Source organism: Frankia sp. CgKIO3 (assembly GCF_977946435.1).
This window is the reverse complement of record NZ_CDWTMO010000020.1, coordinates 17,132-36,094: the sequence shown is the minus strand read 5'-3', so window position 1 is coordinate 36,094 and position 18,963 is coordinate 17,132. Positions and strand designations below refer to the sequence as shown.

At 72.7% G+C, this 18,963-nt stretch carries 15 protein-coding genes and 5 pseudogenes; 15 read left to right on the top strand and 5 right to left on the bottom strand.

All coding sequences use genetic code 11. The features are described from left to right. Positions 1 to 921 (top strand): annotated as a pseudogene (locus AC08OJ_RS04335) (SARP family transcriptional regulator); the annotation flags it as partial. A gap of 30 nt (positions 922 to 951) precedes the next feature. After that, complete coding sequence (locus tag AC08OJ_RS04330; protein ID WP_476595119.1) at positions 952 to 1,695, top strand: spheroidene monooxygenase; 744 nt, start codon at positions 952 to 954, stop codon at positions 1,693 to 1,695. A 307-nt stretch (positions 1,696 to 2,002) separates the two neighbouring features. Here AC08OJ_RS04330 and AC08OJ_RS04325 read toward each other — a convergent pair whose 3' ends face one another. Further along, positions 2,003 to 2,608, bottom strand: coding sequence for a hypothetical protein (locus tag AC08OJ_RS04325; RefSeq protein ID WP_476595118.1), 606 nt, complete (start codon positions 2,606 to 2,608; stop codon positions 2,003 to 2,005). Positions 2,609 to 2,638: 30 nt separating this feature from the next. Beyond that, a complete protein-coding gene (locus AC08OJ_RS04320) occupies positions 2,639 to 3,190 on the bottom strand; it encodes a hypothetical protein (protein WP_476595117.1) in 552 nt (183 codons plus the stop codon). 376 nt (positions 3,191 to 3,566) lie between these two features. On the opposite strand from AC08OJ_RS04320, the gene AC08OJ_RS04315 reads away from it, so the two are divergent. The 6 genes and pseudogenes from AC08OJ_RS04315 (at position 3,567) to AC08OJ_RS04290 (ending at position 8,911) form a co-directional block, all read left to right on the top strand. Then, positions 3,567 to 4,427, top strand: coding sequence for an FAD-dependent oxidoreductase (locus tag AC08OJ_RS04315; RefSeq protein WP_476595116.1), 861 nt, complete (start codon positions 3,567 to 3,569; stop codon positions 4,425 to 4,427). A 206-nt stretch (positions 4,428 to 4,633) separates the two neighbouring features. Then, on the top strand, positions 4,634 to 5,257 hold the full coding sequence (locus tag AC08OJ_RS04310) for a GNAT family N-acetyltransferase (protein ID WP_476591779.1): 624 nt from the start codon (positions 4,634 to 4,636) through the stop codon (positions 5,255 to 5,257). Next, the gene (cruF, locus tag AC08OJ_RS04305) at positions 5,254 to 6,087 is read left to right on the top strand and encodes a bisanhydrobacterioruberin hydratase CruF (protein WP_476591778.1); all 834 of its coding nucleotides are present in this window, start codon (positions 5,254 to 5,256) and stop codon (positions 6,085 to 6,087) included. The genes AC08OJ_RS04310 and cruF overlap by 4 nt, the downstream gene beginning before the upstream one ends. Beyond that, positions 6,084 to 6,410, top strand: a pseudogene (locus AC08OJ_RS04300) (glycosyl transferase); the annotation flags it as partial. The gene cruF and the pseudogene AC08OJ_RS04300, both read left to right, overlap by 4 nt. 26 nt (positions 6,411 to 6,436) lie before the next feature. Beyond that, a complete protein-coding gene (locus AC08OJ_RS04295) occupies positions 6,437 to 7,285 on the top strand; it encodes a glycosyltransferase family 2 protein (protein ID WP_476591777.1) in 849 nt (282 codons plus the stop codon). Between the two features lie 138 nt (positions 7,286 to 7,423). Beyond that, a pseudogene (locus AC08OJ_RS04290) lies at positions 7,424 to 8,911 on the top strand (phytoene desaturase family protein). Here AC08OJ_RS04290 and AC08OJ_RS04285 read toward each other — a convergent pair. Further along, a complete protein-coding gene (locus AC08OJ_RS04285; protein ID WP_476591776.1) occupies positions 8,834 to 9,499 on the bottom strand; it encodes a CDP-alcohol phosphatidyltransferase family protein in 666 nt (221 codons plus the stop codon). The pseudogene AC08OJ_RS04290 and the gene AC08OJ_RS04285 sit on opposite strands and share 78 nt — an antisense overlap. A gap of 335 nt (positions 9,500 to 9,834) precedes the next feature. On the opposite strand from AC08OJ_RS04285, the gene AC08OJ_RS04280 reads away from it, so the two are divergent. After that, complete coding sequence (locus AC08OJ_RS04280) at positions 9,835 to 10,083, top strand: hypothetical protein (RefSeq protein ID WP_462185985.1); 249 nt, start codon at positions 9,835 to 9,837, stop codon at positions 10,081 to 10,083. A 104-nt stretch (positions 10,084 to 10,187) separates the two neighbouring features. Here the strand turns inward: AC08OJ_RS04280 and metF are convergent, their stop codons facing one another. Next, entirely contained in the window at positions 10,188 to 11,084 is an 897-nt protein-coding gene (metF, locus tag AC08OJ_RS04275; RefSeq protein ID WP_476591775.1) for a methylenetetrahydrofolate reductase [NAD(P)H], read from the bottom strand. 136 nt (positions 11,085 to 11,220) lie between these two features. Beyond that, positions 11,221 to 12,033: a DUF4097 family beta strand repeat-containing protein gene (locus AC08OJ_RS04270; protein WP_476591774.1), complete on the bottom strand. Its 813-nt coding sequence runs from the start codon at positions 12,031 to 12,033 to the stop codon at positions 11,221 to 11,223. Between the two features lie 51 nt (positions 12,034 to 12,084). On the opposite strand from AC08OJ_RS04270, the gene AC08OJ_RS04265 reads away from it, so the two are divergent. The 6 genes and pseudogenes from AC08OJ_RS04265 to AC08OJ_RS04240 form a co-directional block, all read left to right on the top strand. Next, positions 12,085 to 13,182, top strand: a complete 1,098-nt coding sequence (locus AC08OJ_RS04265; protein WP_476591773.1) for a polyprenyl synthetase family protein — start codon at positions 12,085 to 12,087, stop codon at positions 13,180 to 13,182. Positions 13,183 to 13,240: 58 nt separating this feature from the next. Continuing rightward, a pseudogene (gene crtI, locus AC08OJ_RS04260) lies at positions 13,241 to 14,712 on the top strand (phytoene desaturase family protein). A 153-nt stretch (positions 14,713 to 14,865) separates the two neighbouring features. After that, positions 14,866 to 15,975 carry an AAA family ATPase gene (locus AC08OJ_RS04255; protein WP_476595115.1) on the top strand — a complete coding sequence of 370 codons (1,110 nt, stop codon included), beginning with the start codon at positions 14,866 to 14,868 and terminating at the stop codon, positions 15,973 to 15,975. Further along, a complete protein-coding gene (locus AC08OJ_RS04250; RefSeq protein WP_476591771.1) occupies positions 15,972 to 17,006 on the top strand; it encodes a DUF58 domain-containing protein in 1,035 nt (344 codons plus the stop codon). Before AC08OJ_RS04255 ends, AC08OJ_RS04250 begins: the two co-directional genes overlap by 4 nt. After that, complete coding sequence (locus AC08OJ_RS04245; RefSeq protein ID WP_476591770.1) at positions 17,006 to 17,965, top strand: VWA domain-containing protein; 960 nt, start codon at positions 17,006 to 17,008, stop codon at positions 17,963 to 17,965. The genes AC08OJ_RS04250 and AC08OJ_RS04245 overlap by 1 nt, the downstream gene beginning before the upstream one ends. Before the next feature lie 90 nt (positions 17,966 to 18,055). Further along, positions 18,056 to 18,910: pseudogene (locus AC08OJ_RS04240) on the top strand (phytoene/squalene synthase family protein); the annotation flags it as partial. Positions 18,911 to 18,963 lie beyond the last annotated feature (53 nt).

Here is an 18,963-nt window from a genome sequence, read left to right as displayed (position 1 = left end):
TGCGGAAGACAAGCCCAGATGGACGACCATCCAGCGGCGCGGCGATCCTGGCAGCAGGGCATCACGCTCCTGCGTCAGCGGGGCTCCCCCGAACTGCCGGCCGCCGAGGAACGGCTGAGCGCACCGGTCACGGCCGAGCCCACCCAGTTCACCAGCGGGCGGCTGCTCAGCACGTTCGACCCGGCGTACTTCATCGCCCGGATCGCCTCGTCCCGGCGCAGCGTCCGGTTACTCAACACCTGGACGGATCTGGCTACCCCCGAGCACCGGACCGCCTTCGCCGACGCGGTGCTCGCGGCGGTCGACGCCGGAGCGATCATTCAGGTACTCCTACTCGACCCGGACTCCCCGGCCGTGGCCGGACGAGCCGCCGACCTCCTGCGCAGCGTCGACGTACCGGGCATGATCCACTCGAACCTGCTGGTCCTCGAGGCACTGCGAGATCGGCTCGCTCCCGTCCTGCGCCCCCGGCTCGCGGTCCGCCTCTACACCGAACAGCCCCTGACGACGTATCACCGCTGGGACACCGGGGCGCTGGTCTCGACGTTCCCCGTCGGGTACTCCTCGGCCGCCGCGACCCAGCACGAGGCGGCCATCTCCTCCACCCTGGTCCAGTTCGTCGAACAGCACTTCGAACGGCTCTGGAGTCTGGAAGGGAGCACCGCCTTGGACGACTACCTGCGGGTGCCGCTGCGCGTCTCCCCGTCGGACGCGGCCCATCTCGAGGTACAGGCCGAGTTCGTGCGCCTCGACGGGGCGGTGTACGTCTCCTCCCCCCGACCTCGTCGCGCTGCTGGGCCGCGGCGGTCCGGACGGCCTGCTCGCGGAGGTGACGGGCGACGGTCGGCATGTACTGGCTGGAACCGGGCGGTGCCGGGTGGTACCCCTGCGCGACAACGACGGCGCCGGGGCCGTCCGTGACAGCCTGCTGCGCCTGTCGTCGGTGCGGCGATGAGCACGCTCGTCACCGTCGACTTCTGGCGGGTGCCCCGACGACGGATCGGTTACGCCCTGGCGCGGATGGCCACCAACCGTACCACCCTGCGGCACACACCGGGACTGACCTTCGCAAAACTGCTGGGCACCGGTTCGGCGAGCAGTTTCACCCTGCGGGACGCCGATCCGTGCCAGTGGGCGATGGTCGCCGTCTGGTCCTCCCCGTCGGCGGCCCGTTCCTTCGAACGATCCGCGTCGGTGCGGGCATGGTCATCACTGGCCGAGGAACGCTGGCGGATCGACCTTCACCCGCTGTCGTCACGTGGGCGGTGGTCACGGCAGGAGCCCTTCGGCAACCCGGCAGCGTCGAACGTTCCGTCTCCCGCGAGCGCCCCCGCGGCGGTCGCGGTGATCACCCGGGTCCGCGTCACCCTGCGGCACACGCTCACCTTCCGCCGAGCGGTGCCGGCAGTGGCGGTCGACCTGGCCGAGGCCGAGGGTCTGATCTTCGCGGCTGGCATCGGGGAGGCGCCGATCGGCTTACAGGGAACGTTCAGCCTCTGGCAGGACGCGGCGTCGCTGCGCAGGTTCGCCTACAGCCGCCCCGCGCACAGCGAGGTCGTCCGGCGCACACCGCTGGTCGGCTGGTACAGCGAGGAACTGTTCGCGCGGTTCGCGGTGCTCGGCTCGCGGGGGACGCTGGGCGGGCGGGATCCTCTCCTGCAGGTCAGCCCCGAGCCGACGTTGACGCCGCGTTGAAGATCCGTCCACGACCCCCGCCGTATCCGGGCGGGGACACGGCCTGCTTTGACGCCCCGTTGAACGGCACCCGCCACCGTGAAGGGGCCGCCCGCACCTTCCTACGCCCCGCACCTTCCTACGAACCAGGTGAAGCAAGCCGCATGTCGATACCCCGCGAGCAGGCACCCCGTGAGCAGGCGCCTTGGACGCAGCCCCCCGCCGTCGGGTTCTGATCGCGACACCAGTGAGCGAACGGGTCGCGCGGCTCGTCACTCGGCACGACGCCGCCCGGCTACGCCCGGAGCTGGCCACCCAGCCGACGGGCCTAGCCGACGCCTTGGTCGAACTGCGGCCGCACACCCTCGTCGTCGGGATGAACGCGGTGGATGGACCGGCACTCGAACAGTGGGCCACCGCGGTCCGCACGGACCCGGCGGAGACCGGCCGGGACCGACGCCTGCTGCTGGTCCGCCGGGGCACCTCCCTCGCCGCCGTCGACCTGGCCGCTGCGGCGCGCCACCGGATCGAGGTGTGCAACACCCCCGAGGTCAACGCCCGGCACGTCGCCCGGTTCATCGTCGACCGGCTGTTCGACCCGCTCGGCGACGCATCCGGCGCGGAGCCGGCTGGGGCCGCCACGCGCACCGACCGGCCGGGCGTGCTCGGCCTCGTCGGCGCCGGAAACATCAACAGGAGGGTCGCCCGGGAGGGCGCCGCACGCGGCTGGCATCTGGCCGTACACGCTCCCTCGCTCGCGGCGAAGCCGGCGACGGCCGCGCTCTGGGCGGCGAAGCACCGACTGCCGGTCGACCGGATCCACGTCGCCCGCACCGTCGAGGACGTCTTCGACGCCGCCGATCTGATCAGCATCGCCGCGCCCCTCGTGCACGGCGGGTCCCGGATGTCCGCCGGCATGATCGACATACGGCACGTCAAGGCGTTCACCGGCCGCCGACTCGTGTCAGTCAGCGAACCGGACGTCTTCACCGACCGGGCGCTGGTCGACGCCTACGACCGCCGTGACCTGAAGGTCGTGATCGACAACGCCCCCCGGTTCCTCGGCCCGGTCCGCGGGCTGCCCGCGGGGCGGATCGCCGAGGACGGCGGGGAGCTGCGGCGCGGATTCACTCTCTGCTCCGTAGCGATGCACAGTCCCGCCTGCAGCGACGATCTCGATCAGGCGTTCCTCGCGGTAGTCGGGCGGGCCGACCTGGACGACCTCACCGGGCACGACCTCGCCGGGAACGGCCCGAAGGGCGATCGTCATGACCTGGCCGATCGTCGGGGCGATCCGCGGGGCACCGGCCGCGGGGTCGGCGAGGACCCGGCCCCTGACGGTTCCGCCGTCGACAAGCACGACGTGGTGGTCGTCGGCGGCGGGATCGTCGGACTCACGATCGCGCTCGTGCTGCGGCTGCGGGGCCACCCCGTCCGGGTCCTCGACGCCGCGCCGGCCGACCGGGCGGACCCTGCCGCCCAGGGCACGACGTTCGCGGGGACGAACGGCCGGCACCTATCGGCGACCGAGACGCTGCCGCAGGCGGACGCGAGCCGCGTGGGTATTCTCGACCGCGATCCGACGCACGGCGGCTGGCGGCTACGGGACCCGGAGTCGCTGTCGGAGCCGGAGAGGGCCTGGGCCAGCGCCTTCGAGCAGTGCGCCGACCATCCCGGGCTGCACGCGGTGGCCCGGGACCTGGTGATCGCCCTGAACCGGCTGGGGTTGCGCGGGTGGGAGCATCTTTTCGCGCTCGCCGACGGCAGGGACGGGCTCGGTACCGGGTGCGGGTTGCGCTGGGACGCCCGCCTCCCGCGGATCTATCTCGGTCCGGGCGACCTCGCCGCGGGCGAGCAGCTGCAGCGGGCCGCGGGGGGGCGGGTCGTTCCGGTTGTCCCGGGCGGATCTGGTTCGCGGCTGGCCCACGCTAGGCTGCTCGGTCCCGCTGCCCGGCGGCGCCCGGGAGGTGGCCGGGGCGGTCGAGGTGGACGGCTACGCGGTCAACATCCACGATCTGGCCACGGTGCTCATCGACCGGCTGCGGGCCGCGGGCGTCGAGGTGCGCGCCGGCACCCGGGTGGAACGCATCGAGACCGGCATCGACCGGAGCCTCGACGGCAACGGGAACAAGGCCGGGCACGAAACCGGGAACGGAGCCGGGAACGGGGTCCGGTTGCATCTCGCGGACGGCTCGACCCTGCGTACCGGCTGGGCCGTGGTGACCGTGGCCGGCCGCGATCTGCAGCGGCTGCTGGGCGCCGCCTGGCCCGGCGCCGGTGCCGTCGCGCATCTGCTCGGCCTCTCACTGACCCTGCCGAACCCGGGTCTGCGACGGCCGGTGAAGGTCCACGCCGGAGATCCCCTCGGTGTGATCAATGTGACGCTGTCCGCCGATGGTGCCAGGATCCATGTCAGCGGCGGATTCGGGTATCTGGGCACCGCCGTGCGGGCGGTCGCGGACAGCGGCGTCGCCCGCCTACGCGCGGTTTTCGAGCAGGCGGTCGCCGGCCTGTTCCCGACGCTGCGCCGGCCTGACGGCACCGTGGAGATGCTCGACGTCCGCGTCTGCGAGCGCCCGGCGACCCCGGACGGCATCCCCCTTGTCGAGGCCGTGGCAGACCACGGCGGCCGGGTGATCGTGGCGGCAGGGACGAACGCGGGTGGCACCGTGCAGGCCCCGGCCGGTGGCCATGCTGGTGGCCGACCTCCTCGCCGGCACGCCGCGCTGCGCCGCGCTCGCCATGGCCGGTGATCGGGCGGGTCTCCCACCCATCCGGAGGTAGCACCCTCCACATCAGTGGAATGACGTTACGTAGCAGTAATTCCCATCGCCGAGCAGTGCCGGCGAGCGGCGGGTTATCGTCGAGCGACGTGATGGTGCGCCCCAGCCTCCTGGCTCGCCGGACCCGACCCGTGGGGCCAGGTCGGCGATCCGGGCGCGGACAGGAGGCGACGCCGGTGACCGACGTGGGCGTGAGGGTGGTCCGCTGGTCCCCGAGCCGGATGCGCACCCGGCTCGACGATGTCATCGCGGTCTACAAGGCCGCCTTCCTCGATCATCATGAGCCTGACCCGCCGCGGGCCGCCCGGGACCGGGCCGCCCATGCGCGCCGGCACTTCGAGCGGCGGGACCTTCGCGCCGTGGCGGCCGTCACACCCGACGACGAACTCGTCGGGATCACCTACGCACTGCCCGGCCGGGTCGGCCAGTGGTGGCACGACGTCGTCGCCGACGCGCTCCCGCCGGACTCGGCCGCGTACTGGCTCGACGACTGCCTCGAGATCGTGGAGCTGCACGTCCTGCCCGCCTACCAGGGCCGAGCGATCGGGCGCACCATACTGCGGGAGCTGCTGCGCGGGGCCCCGCAACGCACGGCCGCGCTGTCCGCCCTCGAACCCCCGGGTCGTCCGGCACGCCGGTTGTACGACCATGAGGGATTCGTCCCGTTGTTGTCCGACTTCCAGTTCCCCGGGACCCTCACCCCCTACGCCGTGCTCGGCAAGGAGCTCCACGGACGCTCCCCCGCCTGTCCCGACGGCGCCTCCGCCGAAGGAGCCGACCGGCACGCACCGGTACGATGACCGTCGGCGCGCTCTTCACCGGATCGGCGCGGCCGGCACGGCTCACCGCGATGCCGTGGATCTTCGCGGCGGCCACCGTGGCGGTGCAGCTCCCCTGTCCGTTGGTCACCGGATCCGCTGGGGCGGCGCTCGCCATCGCCTCGATCGTGCTGTTCTTCGCCTCCTCGGTGAGCCACGCCCTGCTCACCTGTGGCCGAGCGTGGACCGCCGGGTTCCTCGCCGTGACCGTCGGCGGCGGGCTGCTCGTGGAGACCGTGGGCGTGCACACCGGCTGGCCTTTCGGCCGCTACGCCTACGGCTCCGCCCTGGGCACCCGCCTGTACGGCGTCCCGGTCGTGGTGCCGATGGCCTGGGCGATGATGACCTACCCGGCATATGTCCTGACCCGTCACCACCACCGCGGCCGGGCGCGCACCGTCGTGCTGGCCGCGCTCGTCCTCGCGGCCTGGGATCTCTTCATCGACCCGCAGATGGTCACCGCGGGGTACTGGCGGTGGCTCGGCGGCGGCCCGGCGCTCAACGGAATCCCGCTCACCAACACCGCCGGATGGGTGGCCGTCGCGATCGCCATGACCGCGGCGTTGACGGCGCTTCCGGACCGGGCCGGGAGCACGGCACGCGACGATCGCGCTCCGCTCGCCCTTCTCCTGTGGGCCTACGTCTCCTCAACGCTGGCGAACCTCACCTTCTTCGACCGTCCCGGTGTAGCCGTGGCCGGCGGGATCGCGATGGGGGCGGCGCTCGTCGCGGCGGCCCGGGCCGGGCCCCGTGCCCGGGACCGTGCCCGGGCCGGGGACCGCCCGGTCCCGGCGGGCTCCCCACCACGATGACGGCGCCGTGGCGGACGGGGCGCGGGACGAGGCACCGGACGGGACGGACGGTACCGGGATCCCCGGCCCGGTGGCTCGCCGGCCGATGCTGGTCGGGTGCGGTACGGTCCGCCGCGGTGGCGTCCAGCGCCATCGCCGTGCACACGGCGGTGAACGCGCGGCTGCTACGCGTCCCACCGCCGGCCCGGCCGGTACGCGAACGGGTGACGGTCGTGCTACCCGTCCGCGACGAGGCCGGGAGCCTGCCGCGTTGCCTGTCGGCCCTGCTCGGCTCGCAGTGGGTGCCCGACCTCGAGATCCTCGTCTACGACGACGGTTCCACCGACGGCACCGGGGAGATCCTCGCTCGGTGGGCGGCGAGGGACGACCGGATCGTCGCGCTGCGCGGTGCGGCGCCCCCGCCGGCTGGCTCGGCAAACCGCACGCCTGCGCCCGGGCCGCGGCGGCGGCCACGGGCACGGTCCTCGTCTTCGTCGACGCCGACGCCGACGTCACGGTGGCCCCCGACGGCGTCGCGCGAACCGTTCTCCTCCTGCGGGACGCCGGCCTCGACCTCGTCTCGCCCTACCCGCGCCAGGAGGCGGCCGGTGTCGCCGAACGGCTGATCCAACCCCTGCTCCAGTGGTCGTGGCTGGCGCTGCTGCCGCTGCGGCTGGCCGAACGCTCCACCCGGCCATCGCTTTCCGCGGCGGGCGGACAGCTGCTGGCCGTGGACGTGGCGGCCTACCGCCGGGCCGGCGGCCACGAGGGCGTCCGGGACCAGGTCATCGAGGATGTCGCCCTGCTGCGGAGGCTCAAGCGTGCCGGCGGGCGGGGAGTGGTCGCGGACGGCACCGACCTCGCGGTCAATCGGATGTACTCCGGATGGTCACAGCTGCGGGACGGCTACGCGAAGTCGCTGGCCGTCGCCGGTGGAAGCACGCTCGGCAGCGCCGGGCAGATCGGCGTGCTGGCCTGGCTGTTCGTCGTGCCGGCGGTGGCGGCACTGGGTGGCTCGGGCCCGGGCGCGGTCGGGTACCTCGCCGGGGTCGCCGGCCGGGTGCTCGCCGCCCGCCGCACGGGCAGCCGGAGCTGGCCTGACGCCGCCGCTCATCCGGCTTCCGTGAGCCTGTTGGGCTACCTGACGGCGGTGTCGTGGTGGCGTCGTCGGCGGGGTACCGCCCGGTGGAAGGGACGACCGGTTACCCGCTGCCCCTGACCGCTGGTCCGCCCTTCCTCACCCCGCCAGAGGCTTCCCTTGTCGTCCTTCCGGCGGCTTCCTTCTCCTTCTCGAGGCTTCGATGCCCGTTTCCTTCCTCGTGGATAACCGGGAAGGAGCAGCTCGTACAGTCGTCGCATGGCCCGTGTTGTGGTGATCGGCGCCGGTGTGGGCAGGCTGGCAGCCGCGGCCCGGCTCGCCGCCACCGGGCATGACGTGACGGTCTGCGAGCAGTCGTCGCGGACCGGAGGCAAGCTCGGCTGGTACGAGCGCGACGGGTTCGGCTTCGACACCGGCCCGTCCCTGCTGACCATGCCCGGCGTGTTCGAGGACCTGTTCACCGCGACCGGCGGGCCGTTGCGCGGTGAGGTGGAGCTGCGTCGACTGGACCCGATCGCGTCCTACCGGTTCGCCGACGGCACGACGCTCGCCGCACATGCCGACGACGACGCGTTCGTGGCCGAACTGGACGATCGGATCGCCCCCGGGTCGGGCGAGGACTGGCGGCGGCTCACCGACCGGGCCTGCCGGGTCTTCGACGCCGCCGAAGGACCGTTCCTGTCCAGTCCCGTGTCGGCGACCGGGCTGGTCCGGCTCGCCTGGTCCTCACCCGGTGACATCGCCGCGATCGCTCCCGGCCGGAGCCTGCGCCGGCTAGGCTTGCGCTACCTGCGTGATCCCCGGCTGCGGATGATCCTGGACCGCTATGCCACCTACTCTGGATCCGATCCCCGGCACGCCCCCGCCGCTCTGGTGTCGGTAGTCCACGCGGAACGGCGCTTCGGGGGCTGGTACGTCGCGGGCGGCCTGCGCCGCCTCGGGGATGCGCTCACCCGCCGCGCCGAGGAACGCGGCGTCCGGATCCTGCTCGACGCGCCGGTGCTGACGGTGACCCGGACCCCCGGCGGGCGGGTCGACGGGGTCCGCCTCGCCGACGGTACCCGGCTGCCCGCGGACGTCGTCGTCGCGAACGCCGACGCGGCGGCGCTCTACGGCCGGCTGGTGAACGATCGGGCCGGCCGCCGGCGGCTGCGGCGGACGGTGCCGTCGATGTCCGGCTTCGTGCTGTTGCTGGCCCTGACGGGTCGCACGCCCGGGCTGGGGCATCACACGGTCACCTTCCCCGCCGACTACGACGCTGAATTCGATGCCGTCTTCGCGGGCCGGCTGGCGGCCGATCCCACCATCTACCTTGCCGCGCCCGCCGACCCGGCCTGCGCGCCGCCGGGCTGCGAGGCGTGGTTCGTCCTGGTGAACGCGCCCCCGCACCGAGGCGCAGGCGGCCACGACGGCGCAGGCACCCTGGACTGGGACCGTCCCGGGCTCGTCGACGGCTACGCCCGACGCATCCTCGACGTGCTCGCCGCCCGCGGGTTGGACGTCCGCCCCCGGTTACGCTGATACGAGACCATTACCCCGGCGGATCTGGAACGGCGCACCGGGACGGTGGGCGGATCCATCTACGGTGGATCCTCGAACGGCGTGCGGGCGGCCTTCCTGCGGCCTCCGAACACATCCCGGGTGCCCGGCCTGTTTCTCGTCGGCGGATCAACCCATCCCGGCGGTGGGCTGCCGCTCGTCGTGCTCTCCGCCGGCATCGTCGCCGGCCTCATCGGCCCGGCCTGACCCGGCTGCCAGGGTCGCGTGGACCGTGGCCGTGAGCTGAAAGAAGCCGACGGCGCACACCGCCAGCGTCGCGGTCGTCGCGATACTCGCGGCGAGGTTCGCGAGGCCGGGCACCAGACCCGCTCCGAACGAGCCAACCGCGGCGATGATGATCCGGGCCGGCCGCTCCCCGACGGTCACCACGCCGATCTCGTCGAAGCCGGCGTTGCCGGCCCGGGCCCGGGTGTACTCCAGCAGTCCCAGCATGCTGCCTGCCGCGATCACAAGGCCGCCGGGTGCGCCGAGACACCACAGGGCCAGCAGGTAGGCCAGGTCACCGCAGCGGTCCACGACGGAGTCCAGGACATATCCCCAGGCGCTCGTGCGCCGGGTGAAGATCGCCACCGCTCCGTCGAGGTTGTCGGCCAGGCCACTGAGCACGATCACCAGAGCCCCCAGCAGCGGCCACCGGCCACCAGCCACGGCCGGGGGAATCGCGAGGGCGGTAAGCGGCCTGACCACCCAGTAGACCACCGTCAACCAGGCACGAACGAGCCATAGCCCGCGCGCCAGGTCGTAGCCGCCGTGCAAGGTCGACCTATTGGGCAAGGTAGGTGTCCCGACCGGGTACCGGGGTGCTCACGTCATCCATCGTGCCTGTCGGCCATCGTGCCCGTCAGCCATCCCGTTCCACCCGGTACGGCCAGCGCCGCGTCCGGTACGCCAGGATCCGTCCGGTACGCCGTCTCGCGCTGGGACATGCTGGGACATAGAGTCTCGTCGTCCCCTACCGCGAGCCGTACCGGCACCCTGCGTCCGGCCGGCGACCGAAACCGAAGGCGCCGATCGGTCACCGGACCGGCCCGAGGTCGGGAGACGCGGTGTCGGAGGAACAGCGGTGTCACGAGAGAACAGCGGTGCCACCCAGACGTGGCGGGAGTGACGTGTCCGAACAGGTAGGCGGCGTGGTGGAGACCCTTGAGGACCTCGACCCGCGGGCGGTCTTCTCCGCCCATCGCGACCAGGTGATCCTTGCGGTACGGATCACCCCGGTCTTCAACACCCTTGATCTCAGCCTGGTGACGGCGGTGGTGGACGCCGCCAACCAGGCCGGGTTCGCGCTGGTCCGGGAGCATTCGCTCCGCGACGAATGGCTGCTGTGCGTCTTCGACGCCTACGACGAGCACGACTGAGTGCCGGCCCGGCGGCATGAGCGCGGGTGGGCCGGGCGAGCGGCCCACCCACCATGCGCCACCAGGCCACCCCGCGGACCGGCCACTCCGCGGACCGCGGCCGGTTACCGGACCGCCTGGTAGATCTCCCGCGTGGCGCTGGAGCGGTTGAGGGTGATGAAATGCAGGCCCGGGGCACCGCCGTCCAGCAGGCGACGGGACAACTCGGTCGCCACCTCGACCCCGATCGCCCGCACGGCCGCCGGGTCGTCGGCGACGGCCTGCAACCGGGAGGCCAGCGCCGGCGGGAAGGCCGCACCGGACAGCTGCGCCATCCGGACGATCTGCGCGACGTTCGTCACCGGCATGATTCCAGGAATGATCGGCTTGTCGCAGCCCAGCCGGCGGACCCGGTCGACGAGACGGAAATAGTCGTCAGCGCCGAAGAAGAACTGGGTGATGGCGTAGTCCGCGCCGGCGTCGAATTTGCCCACCAGGTAGCGCGCGTCGCTGTCGAAGTCGACCGATCGTGGGTGCTTGTCGGGGAAGGCGGCTACGCCGACGCAGAAGTCGCTGACCGACCTCACCAGGCGTACGAGTTCGTCCGCGTACTGCAGGCCCGCGGGATGGGCGGTCCAGGTGCCCTGCGGATCCCCTGGCGGGTCGCCTCGCAGGGCCAGGACGTTGCGCACCCCGACGCCGGCGTAGTTGCCGATGACCCGGCGCAGCTCGGCGACGGAGTGGTTGACCGCAGTGAGATGGGCGATCGGCGTGAGGGTGGTCTCGGTGGCGATCCGCTCGGTCACCCGGATCGTGCCGTCGCGCGTCGACCCGCCCGCCCCGTACGTCACCGAGACGAACGAGGGATGCAGCGCCTCGATCTGGCGCAGGGCCGTCCACAACTGCCGCTCGCCGTCCGGCGTCTTCGGCGGGAAGAACTCGAAGGAGAAGGAGGCACGACCGGTGGCGAGGTACTCGCCCATCGTCGTGGGTTGCGTGCTCAGACTCCGGACCGCCGCCATGGCACGAGGGTAGACCGGGCGTAGCCACGATCGAGGACGGACCCCCGGTCGGAAACACAACCGATCAGGCCCCGACAGCGGGCAGCAACATTTTCCCGGCGTGATCCCACGAATCCCCAGCGTGATCCCACGAGGGTCATGATCCGTCGAATCCACCAACATGGGTGGGCAACCCGGCTGGAACGGGCTCGTTGGGCGGGACCAGCTGGGACAGCCCACATAGACGGCAGACAGACAAAAGACGTCCGATGGACAAGGGACGTCCGATGGACAAGGGTCCCAGCGACGCGGCGAGACCGACCCGCACCCGCCCGGACACGCTGCGCGCCACCACTTGGCGTGCCGCGTGCGCCGACGGGGTCAGCTCCACGTCGGCCGCCCCGGGATCAGCGGTCTCCACCTCCACCCCGTACTCGCCCTCGGGCAGCATGACGGTGACCATGCCCGTCTCACTCTGCGCCCGCACGCCGTCCGGCGGCTCGCTGAAGTGCAGGCTGACGTCGCCGTCCCGGCTGCGCGCGGCGACCGGACCGCGCGCGAGCTCCCGCCCGGCGATGGTGCCATCGCGGGTGACCAAGGACAGTTCACCGCCGACCCCCCACAGCGTGATTTCGCCGGCGAGCACCTCAGCCCGCACCCGGACCCGTGGCGGCACGGTCAGCCTGGCCCGCACATCGCTGGCCCGGCCGTCGATCCGCAGCGTGGTCCCGGCCCTCGTGATCGCGGGCACGGACCGGCCGGGACGGCGCCGCACGGTCAGCGCGACGTGCACGTCCTCGCGGTCCCGCCCGGAGATCTCGACGCGGCCGGCGGCCACCAGGACCTCCACGGCGTCGATACCGTCGACAGTGTGAGTCAGCTCCGCGGGTGGCAGCCGCAACAGGGTCAATCCGCCCAGTGCGGCGGCAACCAGCAGAACGGCGACCACGACGACGGCGGTGTCGAACACGGGCACACCGCACGGTACCCCGGGCGCCCGCCGATCCCCGGCCACACGACGGTGCCAGACCGCACGACGGTGGATGTGCGCCGGCGGGTCTCCGCCGTGTTGCGGCGCTTCACCGGTTCGCGCGGAGCGCTCCTGTGCGGAATCGACGACGATCTGATCCCGTTCGTCCGCATCGCCACCGAATTCCTGCTGGCGGAGGGCAAGCGGTTGCGTTCCGCCTTCTGCTACTGGGGGTGGCGAGGGGCGGACGGCCCGGACGGCGACAAGATCGTGACCGCCGCCGCCGCCCTCGAGCTGCTGCACGCCTGCGCGCTGGTCCACGACGACGTCATGGACGCCTCCGACACGCGGCGCGGCCGGCCGGCCGCGCACCGGCGCTTCTCCCGGGTCCACCGGACCGCCGGCTGGCGGGGTGATCCCGCCGACTTCGGCCGCTCGGCCGCGATCCTGCTCGGCGATCTGTTCCTGGCCTGGGCCGACGAACTGCTCGCGGCCAGCGGGATGCCACCCGAGGCGCTGGCCCGGGCCTGGCCCACCTACGGGCGGATGCGCAGCGAGCTGATGGCGGGGCAGTACCTCGACCTCGTCGGCCAGGCCGAGGCCGGTCCGCACGGCGGCCTCGGTCCCGGGCGGGCGGTCCGCATCGCCCGGTACAAGACCGCCGGTTACACGGTGGTCCGTCCCCTGCAGCTCGGCGGTCTGCTCGCAGGCGCGCCGCCGGACCTGTTGGCGGCCTACGCGGCGTTCGGCCTGCCGCTCGGCGAGGCGTTCCAACTCCGCGACGACCTCCTGGGCGTGTTCGGCGATCCGGCGGTGACGGGAAAACCCACCGGGGAGGATCTGCGTGACGGGCGGCCCACCGGCCTGCTGGCGCTCGCGCTGACCCGCGCGCAGCCGGCCGCGGCGGCCCGGCTGCGCGCTCTGGTCTCCCCGCCGGTCCGGCGCGCCGAGAACCCCGCGGCTCGCGCCGCCCGGGTCGCCGAGGCCCGCGACATCATCGCCGCGAGCGGAGCGGTGGCCGCCGCTGAGGAACGGATCGCCGCCCGGACCGCCACAGCGGTCGAGGCGGCGCGGCGGGCGGATCTGGACGTCACGACCCTCGCCGCCCTGACGGAACTCGCCATGGCGGCGACTTCGCGCTCACATTGAGCACCTGACCACCTCGGTTAACCGCACCATCGACCAGGAAGCAGGTGGCAGGTGGCAGGTGCGCACGGTGACCGGAGCGACGGATCACGTCGTCATCGTCGGGGCCGGTCTCGCCGGTCTGTCGGTCGCGCTGCGCCTGGTCGGCGCCGGCCGGCGGGTGACGGTGCTCGAGCGGGAGGCGACCCCCGGCGGTCGGGCCGGCCTGCTCGCACTGGGCGACTATCGTTTCGACACCGGACCGACCGTCCTGACCATGCCCGAGCTGATTGCCGACGCCCTGGACTGTGTCGGGGAGGATCTCGACCGCTGGCTGTCGCTGACCCGGCTCGACCCGATGTACCGGGGGTTCTTCGCCGACGGTTCGTCGCTGGACATCCGCGCCGACCCCGCCGACACCGCACAGGAGATCCGGGCGTTGTGCGGCCCGGCGAAGGCGGCCGGCTTCGAGCGGTTCGTCGGCGTCGTCACCGCGATGTTCCGCACCCAGCTGCGCCACTTCATCGACGCGCAGGTCGACTCCCCGCTGTCGTTGCTGCGCCCGCAGCTCGCCCGGCTGGCCGCCATCTGCGGGACCCGCGGACCCGGCGGATGTTCTCCTTCCAGGCGATGTACGCCGGGCTCGCCCCGCACGACGCGCTGGCCCTCTACGCCGTCATCTCCTACATGGACTGCGTCGCCGGGGTCTACCACCCGACCGGCGGCATGCACGCCGTTGCCGAGGCGCTGGCCGGCGCCGCGGCCAAGCACGGTGCCACCCTGCGCTACGAGACCACGGTGATGCGGGTGGAGGTGCGGGGCGGCCGGGCGGTCGCGGTGCACACCGCGGCGGGGAAGCGCATCGGCGCCGACGTGGTGGTGCTCAACCCCGACCTGCCGATCGCCTACACCGAACTGCTGCCTCCCTCGACGGCGCCGGCCCGTCTGCGCCGCCTGCGGTACTCGCCCTCGTGCTTCCTCCTGCTGGCCGGGGGGCGCGTAGAGTACCCGCACACCGCGCATCACACCATCCACTTCGGCCGGGCCTGGCGGTCGACCTTCCGCGAGATCATCGATCGCGGCGAGCTGATGAGCGACCCGTCCTTCCTCGTCACCACCCCCTCACGCACCGAACCCGCGATGGCCTCGGCCGGCGGCCACACGTACTACGTGCTCTTCCCCACACCCAACCTCACCGCCCCGCTCGACTGGTCGGTGCTGCGCTCGCGCTACCGCGACGAGGTGGTCGCCACCTGCGAACGCCACGGCTACCGAGGCTTCGGCGACGCCATCGAGGTGGAGCAGGTCACCACGCCCGCCGACTGGCGGGCCCGCGGGATGGCGGCGGGCGCCCCGTTCGCGGCGGCCCACACCTTTCGCCAGACCGGCCCGTTCCGCCCCTCGAACCTGGCCCCGGGCCTCACGAACGTCGTGTTCGCCGGCAGCGGCACCCGGCCCGGCGTCGGGGTCCCGATGGTCCTCATCTCCGGCCGGCTGGCCGCGGAGCGGATCCTCGGCGCTGACCGGGGCTACCGTTCCCGCGCCCTGCGCTGACCCGGGACGCACCCCGGCAGCCTGGCACCCCGGTGCCCCGGACATTTCCCAGCGCCGAGAAGTTGCTGAAGAGCGGCTTAGAAGAGGCATCCGGCCAGGCCGTGCCGAGTCCTTTGGCACCCTGTTCCACGATGCGGCTGGGACAATGCTGCCATGGACGAAGGGCACAGCCCGGCCGGCCTCGCCGTACCGGACACCACGTCGGACGCGGCGCTGCTCGAACACGCCCTGTTCGAGATCAAAAAAGTGATCGTCGGACAGGACCGGATGGTCGAACGCATGCTCGTCGCCCTGCTCGCCCGGGGCCACTGTCTGCTGGAGGGCGTGCCCGGAGTCGCGAAGACGCTGGCCGTGCAGACCCTCGCGACCGTCGTCGGCGGTTCGTTCGTCCGCATCCAGTTCACCAACGACCTCGTGCCCTCCGACATCGTCGGTGCCCGCATCTACCGGGCGAGCCAGGAGACGTTCGACGTCGAGCTCGGCCCGGTCTTCGCGAACTTCGTGCTCGCCGACGAGATCAACCGGGCACCCGCGAAGGTGCAGTCGGCGCTGCTGGAGGTGATGTCGGAGAAGCAGGTCTCGCTCGGCGGGGTCACCCACCGGCTTCCCGAGCCGTTCCTGGTACTGGCCACCCAGAACCCGATCGAATCCGAGGGCGTCTACCCGCTACCGGAGGCGCAGCGGGACCGGTTCCTGATGAAGGTCAACGTCCCCTACCCGAACCCGGCGGAGGAGCTCGAGATCGTCCGGCGGATGGGCACCTCGCCACCGGTCCCCGAGCGGGTCCTGATCCCGGAGGCGCTGACCCGGCTGCAGACCCGGACCGACGAGGTGTTCGTCCATCACGCCATCATCGAGTTCGCCGTCCGGCTGGTGCTTGCCACCCGGTCCCCCGGCGAGGCGGGCCTACCCGAGCTCGAGGGCCACCTGGCCTACGGAGCCTCGCCGCGCGCCTCGCTCGGACTGGTCGCGGCGGCCCGCGCGCTCGGCCTGCTGCGCGGGCGCGACTACGTCGTACCCGACGACGTCGCCGCGGTCGCCCTGGACGTCCTGCCCCACCGCCTGGTGCTCTCGTACGAGGCGCTGGCCGAGGGGCTGACCGCGGACGCGATCGCCGCCCGGATCCTGGGCGTGATTCCGCAGCCTCAGGTGGCGCCCCGCCAGCAGGGCCCCTCCTACCCCACCGGTCCGCAGGCCGGCGGGTGGGGGACGAACCCGCGTTCGGGCTTCCCGGAATACCTCGACCAAGGTGCGCCCGGATGACGGACCCCGCGGGCCGGCTCCGGGCCGGCTCCATGTCGGCGACCGATCCGGCGGTGGAGCGGACCCTGCGCCGGCTCGAACTGACCGTGCTTCGCCGTCTCGACGGCATGCTCCTCGGCGATCATCTCGGGCTGCTGCCCGGTCAGGGCAGCGAGAAGGCCGAGAGCCGCGAGTACGCCGTCGGTGACGATGTGCGCCGGATGGACTGGGCCGTCACGGCCCGGACCACCGTCCCCCACGTCCACGATCTCATCGCCGACCGGGAGCTCGAGACCTGGGCGCTGGTGGACCTCACCGCCAGCACCGAGTTCGGCACCGGTACCTGGCAGAAGCGTGATCTGGCGATTGCCGCCACGGCCGCGGTCGGCTTCCTGACCGCCCGCACCGGCAACCGGATGGGCGCGATCGCGCTGACCCAGGCCGGTCCACGGGCGATCCCAGCCCGTCCCGGCCGGGACGGGCTGCGGGCGCTGCTGCACACGCTCATCACCGCGCCTCGCGGCGCGCACGACCGGCCCCGCCGCCGGCCCGACCCGGCGGCGGCCACCAACCTCGCCGCGGCGGTGGAGGACCTGCTGCACCCGCCGCGGCGCCGCGGGCTCGCAGTCGTCGTCTCCGACTTCCTGTCCACCGACCTGCGCTGGGAACGGCCGCTGCGGGTGCTCGCGGCGCGGCATCAGGTGCTCGCCATCGAGATCGTCGACCCGCTCGAGCTGACCCTGCCGCCGGTCGGGCTGCTGCCCGTCGTCGACGCCGAGACGGGGGCGTTCGTCGAGGTCCCGACGTCGTCGCGGCGGTTGCGGGAACGTTACGCCGCGGCCGCCGTCGCCCACCGCAGCGCGGTCTCGCTGGCGTTGCGCCGGGTCGGCGCCGACCATCTGGTCCTGCGCACCGACTCGGACTGGCTGGTCGACATCGTCCGGTTCGCCTCGGAGAACCGGCGCGGCCGGGGCGCCGGCCGCCGCCCGCCCGTGGGTCGGGCCAACCAGAGTGGCACGGCGGCGCCCGCCACTAGTCGGGCAGGCACCTGATGAGCTTCCTGGCCGGGCACTGGCTGTGGCTGTACCTGGGGGTCGGCGCATTGCTGATCGCCTATGTCCTGGTCTCGGCGCGGCGGCAAGTGTATGCCGCCCGGCTGTCGTCGGCGTCGCTGCTGTCCTCGGTGCTTCCCCGCCGACCGCAGTGGTGGCGCCGTCACGTCCCGGCGGCGCTGCTGCTGCTCACCCTCACCGGGTTGGTGTTCTCCCTGTCGCGACCGGCGCGGGCCGAGCGGGTTCCCCGGGAACGCGCGACGATCATCCTGGCGATCGACGTCTCCAACTCGATGGCGGCGACGGACATCGCCCCGACCCGGCTGGCGGCCGCCAAGCAGGGCGCCTCGGCATTCGTCGACCAGCTCCCTCCCCGTATCAACCTCGGGCTGGTCTCGTTCGCCGGCAGCGCGACGGTCCTGGTGCCCGCGTCCGCCGATCGCGAGTCGGTCCGCGCCGGCATCAGCGGCCTGCAGCTCGGTCCCGCGACCGCCGTCGGCGAAGGGATCTTCGCCTCGCTCCAGGCGATCACCACCGCCGGCAAACGGTTCTCCGACGCGGGGCAGAGCGCGCCTCCGGCCGCCATCGTGCTGCTCTCCGACGGGGAGACCACCCGTGGGCGGCCGAACAACCAGGCGATCGAGACGGCACGGCAAGCCCGTATCCCGGTGGACACCATCGCCTACGGCACCGCCGACGGAACGCTCGACGTCGGCGGTCAGGAGGTGCCGGTGCCGGTCAACGAGCAGGCGCTCCGTGACATCGCGGAGCAGACCGGCGGCTCGTACCATCGGGCCACCTCCGGCGACGAACTGCGTTCGGTCTACCGGGGGCTCGGTAGCTCGATCGGGTACCGGACCGAATACCGGGAGGTCACCACCTGGTTCCTCGGGCTGTCCCTGGGGCTGGGATTCGCCGCGGCGGCGACGTCCCTGGCGTTCGCGTCCCGGCTTCCGTGAAGGGATCGACGCCGACGAAGGGGGTCGACCGGACGTCCCGGGGCAGGTCGGCCCCGATCGGACGGGAGCCGTCGATATTCGCCTCGCTGGGTGGCTACGCTGACTAACGTGGGTCAGCTCGACGCGGCCGGAATCATCGATCCTCGACTACGTTCCTCCTACGCGCGGGCCCGGGCGCTCAATGCCGCCCACGGCCGCACGTACTACCTGGCCACCCTGCTGCTGCCAGGGTGGAAGCGGCCCCACGTCCACGCGCTGTACGGCTTCGCCCGCTACGCGGACGAGATCGTCGACGATCTCGACTCCACGCTGACCGAGGCCGAGCGGGCGCGCTGGCTGCACGAGTGGGGCGGCCGGTTCCTCGCGGCACTGCGGGCGGGGACACCCGCCGTCGACGCCGACGCCGAGATCGTCGGCGCCGGGAGGGACCGGCACCGCGCGGAGGTCTCGGTGCTGCCTGCGGTGGTCGACACCATTCACCGCTTCAAGCTCGATCCGGACCATTTCGCGGCGTTCCTGGCCTCGATGGCGATGGACCTCACCGTGACGGAGTACGCGACCTGGGACGAGCTGACCGTCTACATGCACGGATCGGCCGCGGTGATCGGCCTGCAGATGGTGCCGATCCTCGAGCCGGTGGACGACAGCGCCCTGCCCTATGCCCGCGACCTGGGGATGGCCTTCCAGCTCGCCAACTTCATCCGCGACGTCGGCGAGGATCTGCGGCGCGGCCGCGTCTATCTGCCCCGGACCTCGCTGGACCTGTTCGGGGTCACCCGGGAGCAGCTGGCCGCCGGCGTCGTCGACGGGCCGGTCCGCCGGCTGCTGGCCTTCGAGATCAGCCGGGCGCGGGAGCTGTTCCGCGCCGCCGAGCCCGGCATCCGCCTGCTGCACCCAACCTCACGCGACTGCCTGCGGACGGCATTCGTCCTCTACCGGGGCATCCTCGACGAGGTCGAGCGCGCCGACTACCGGGTGCTCGAACGCCGCGTGTCAGT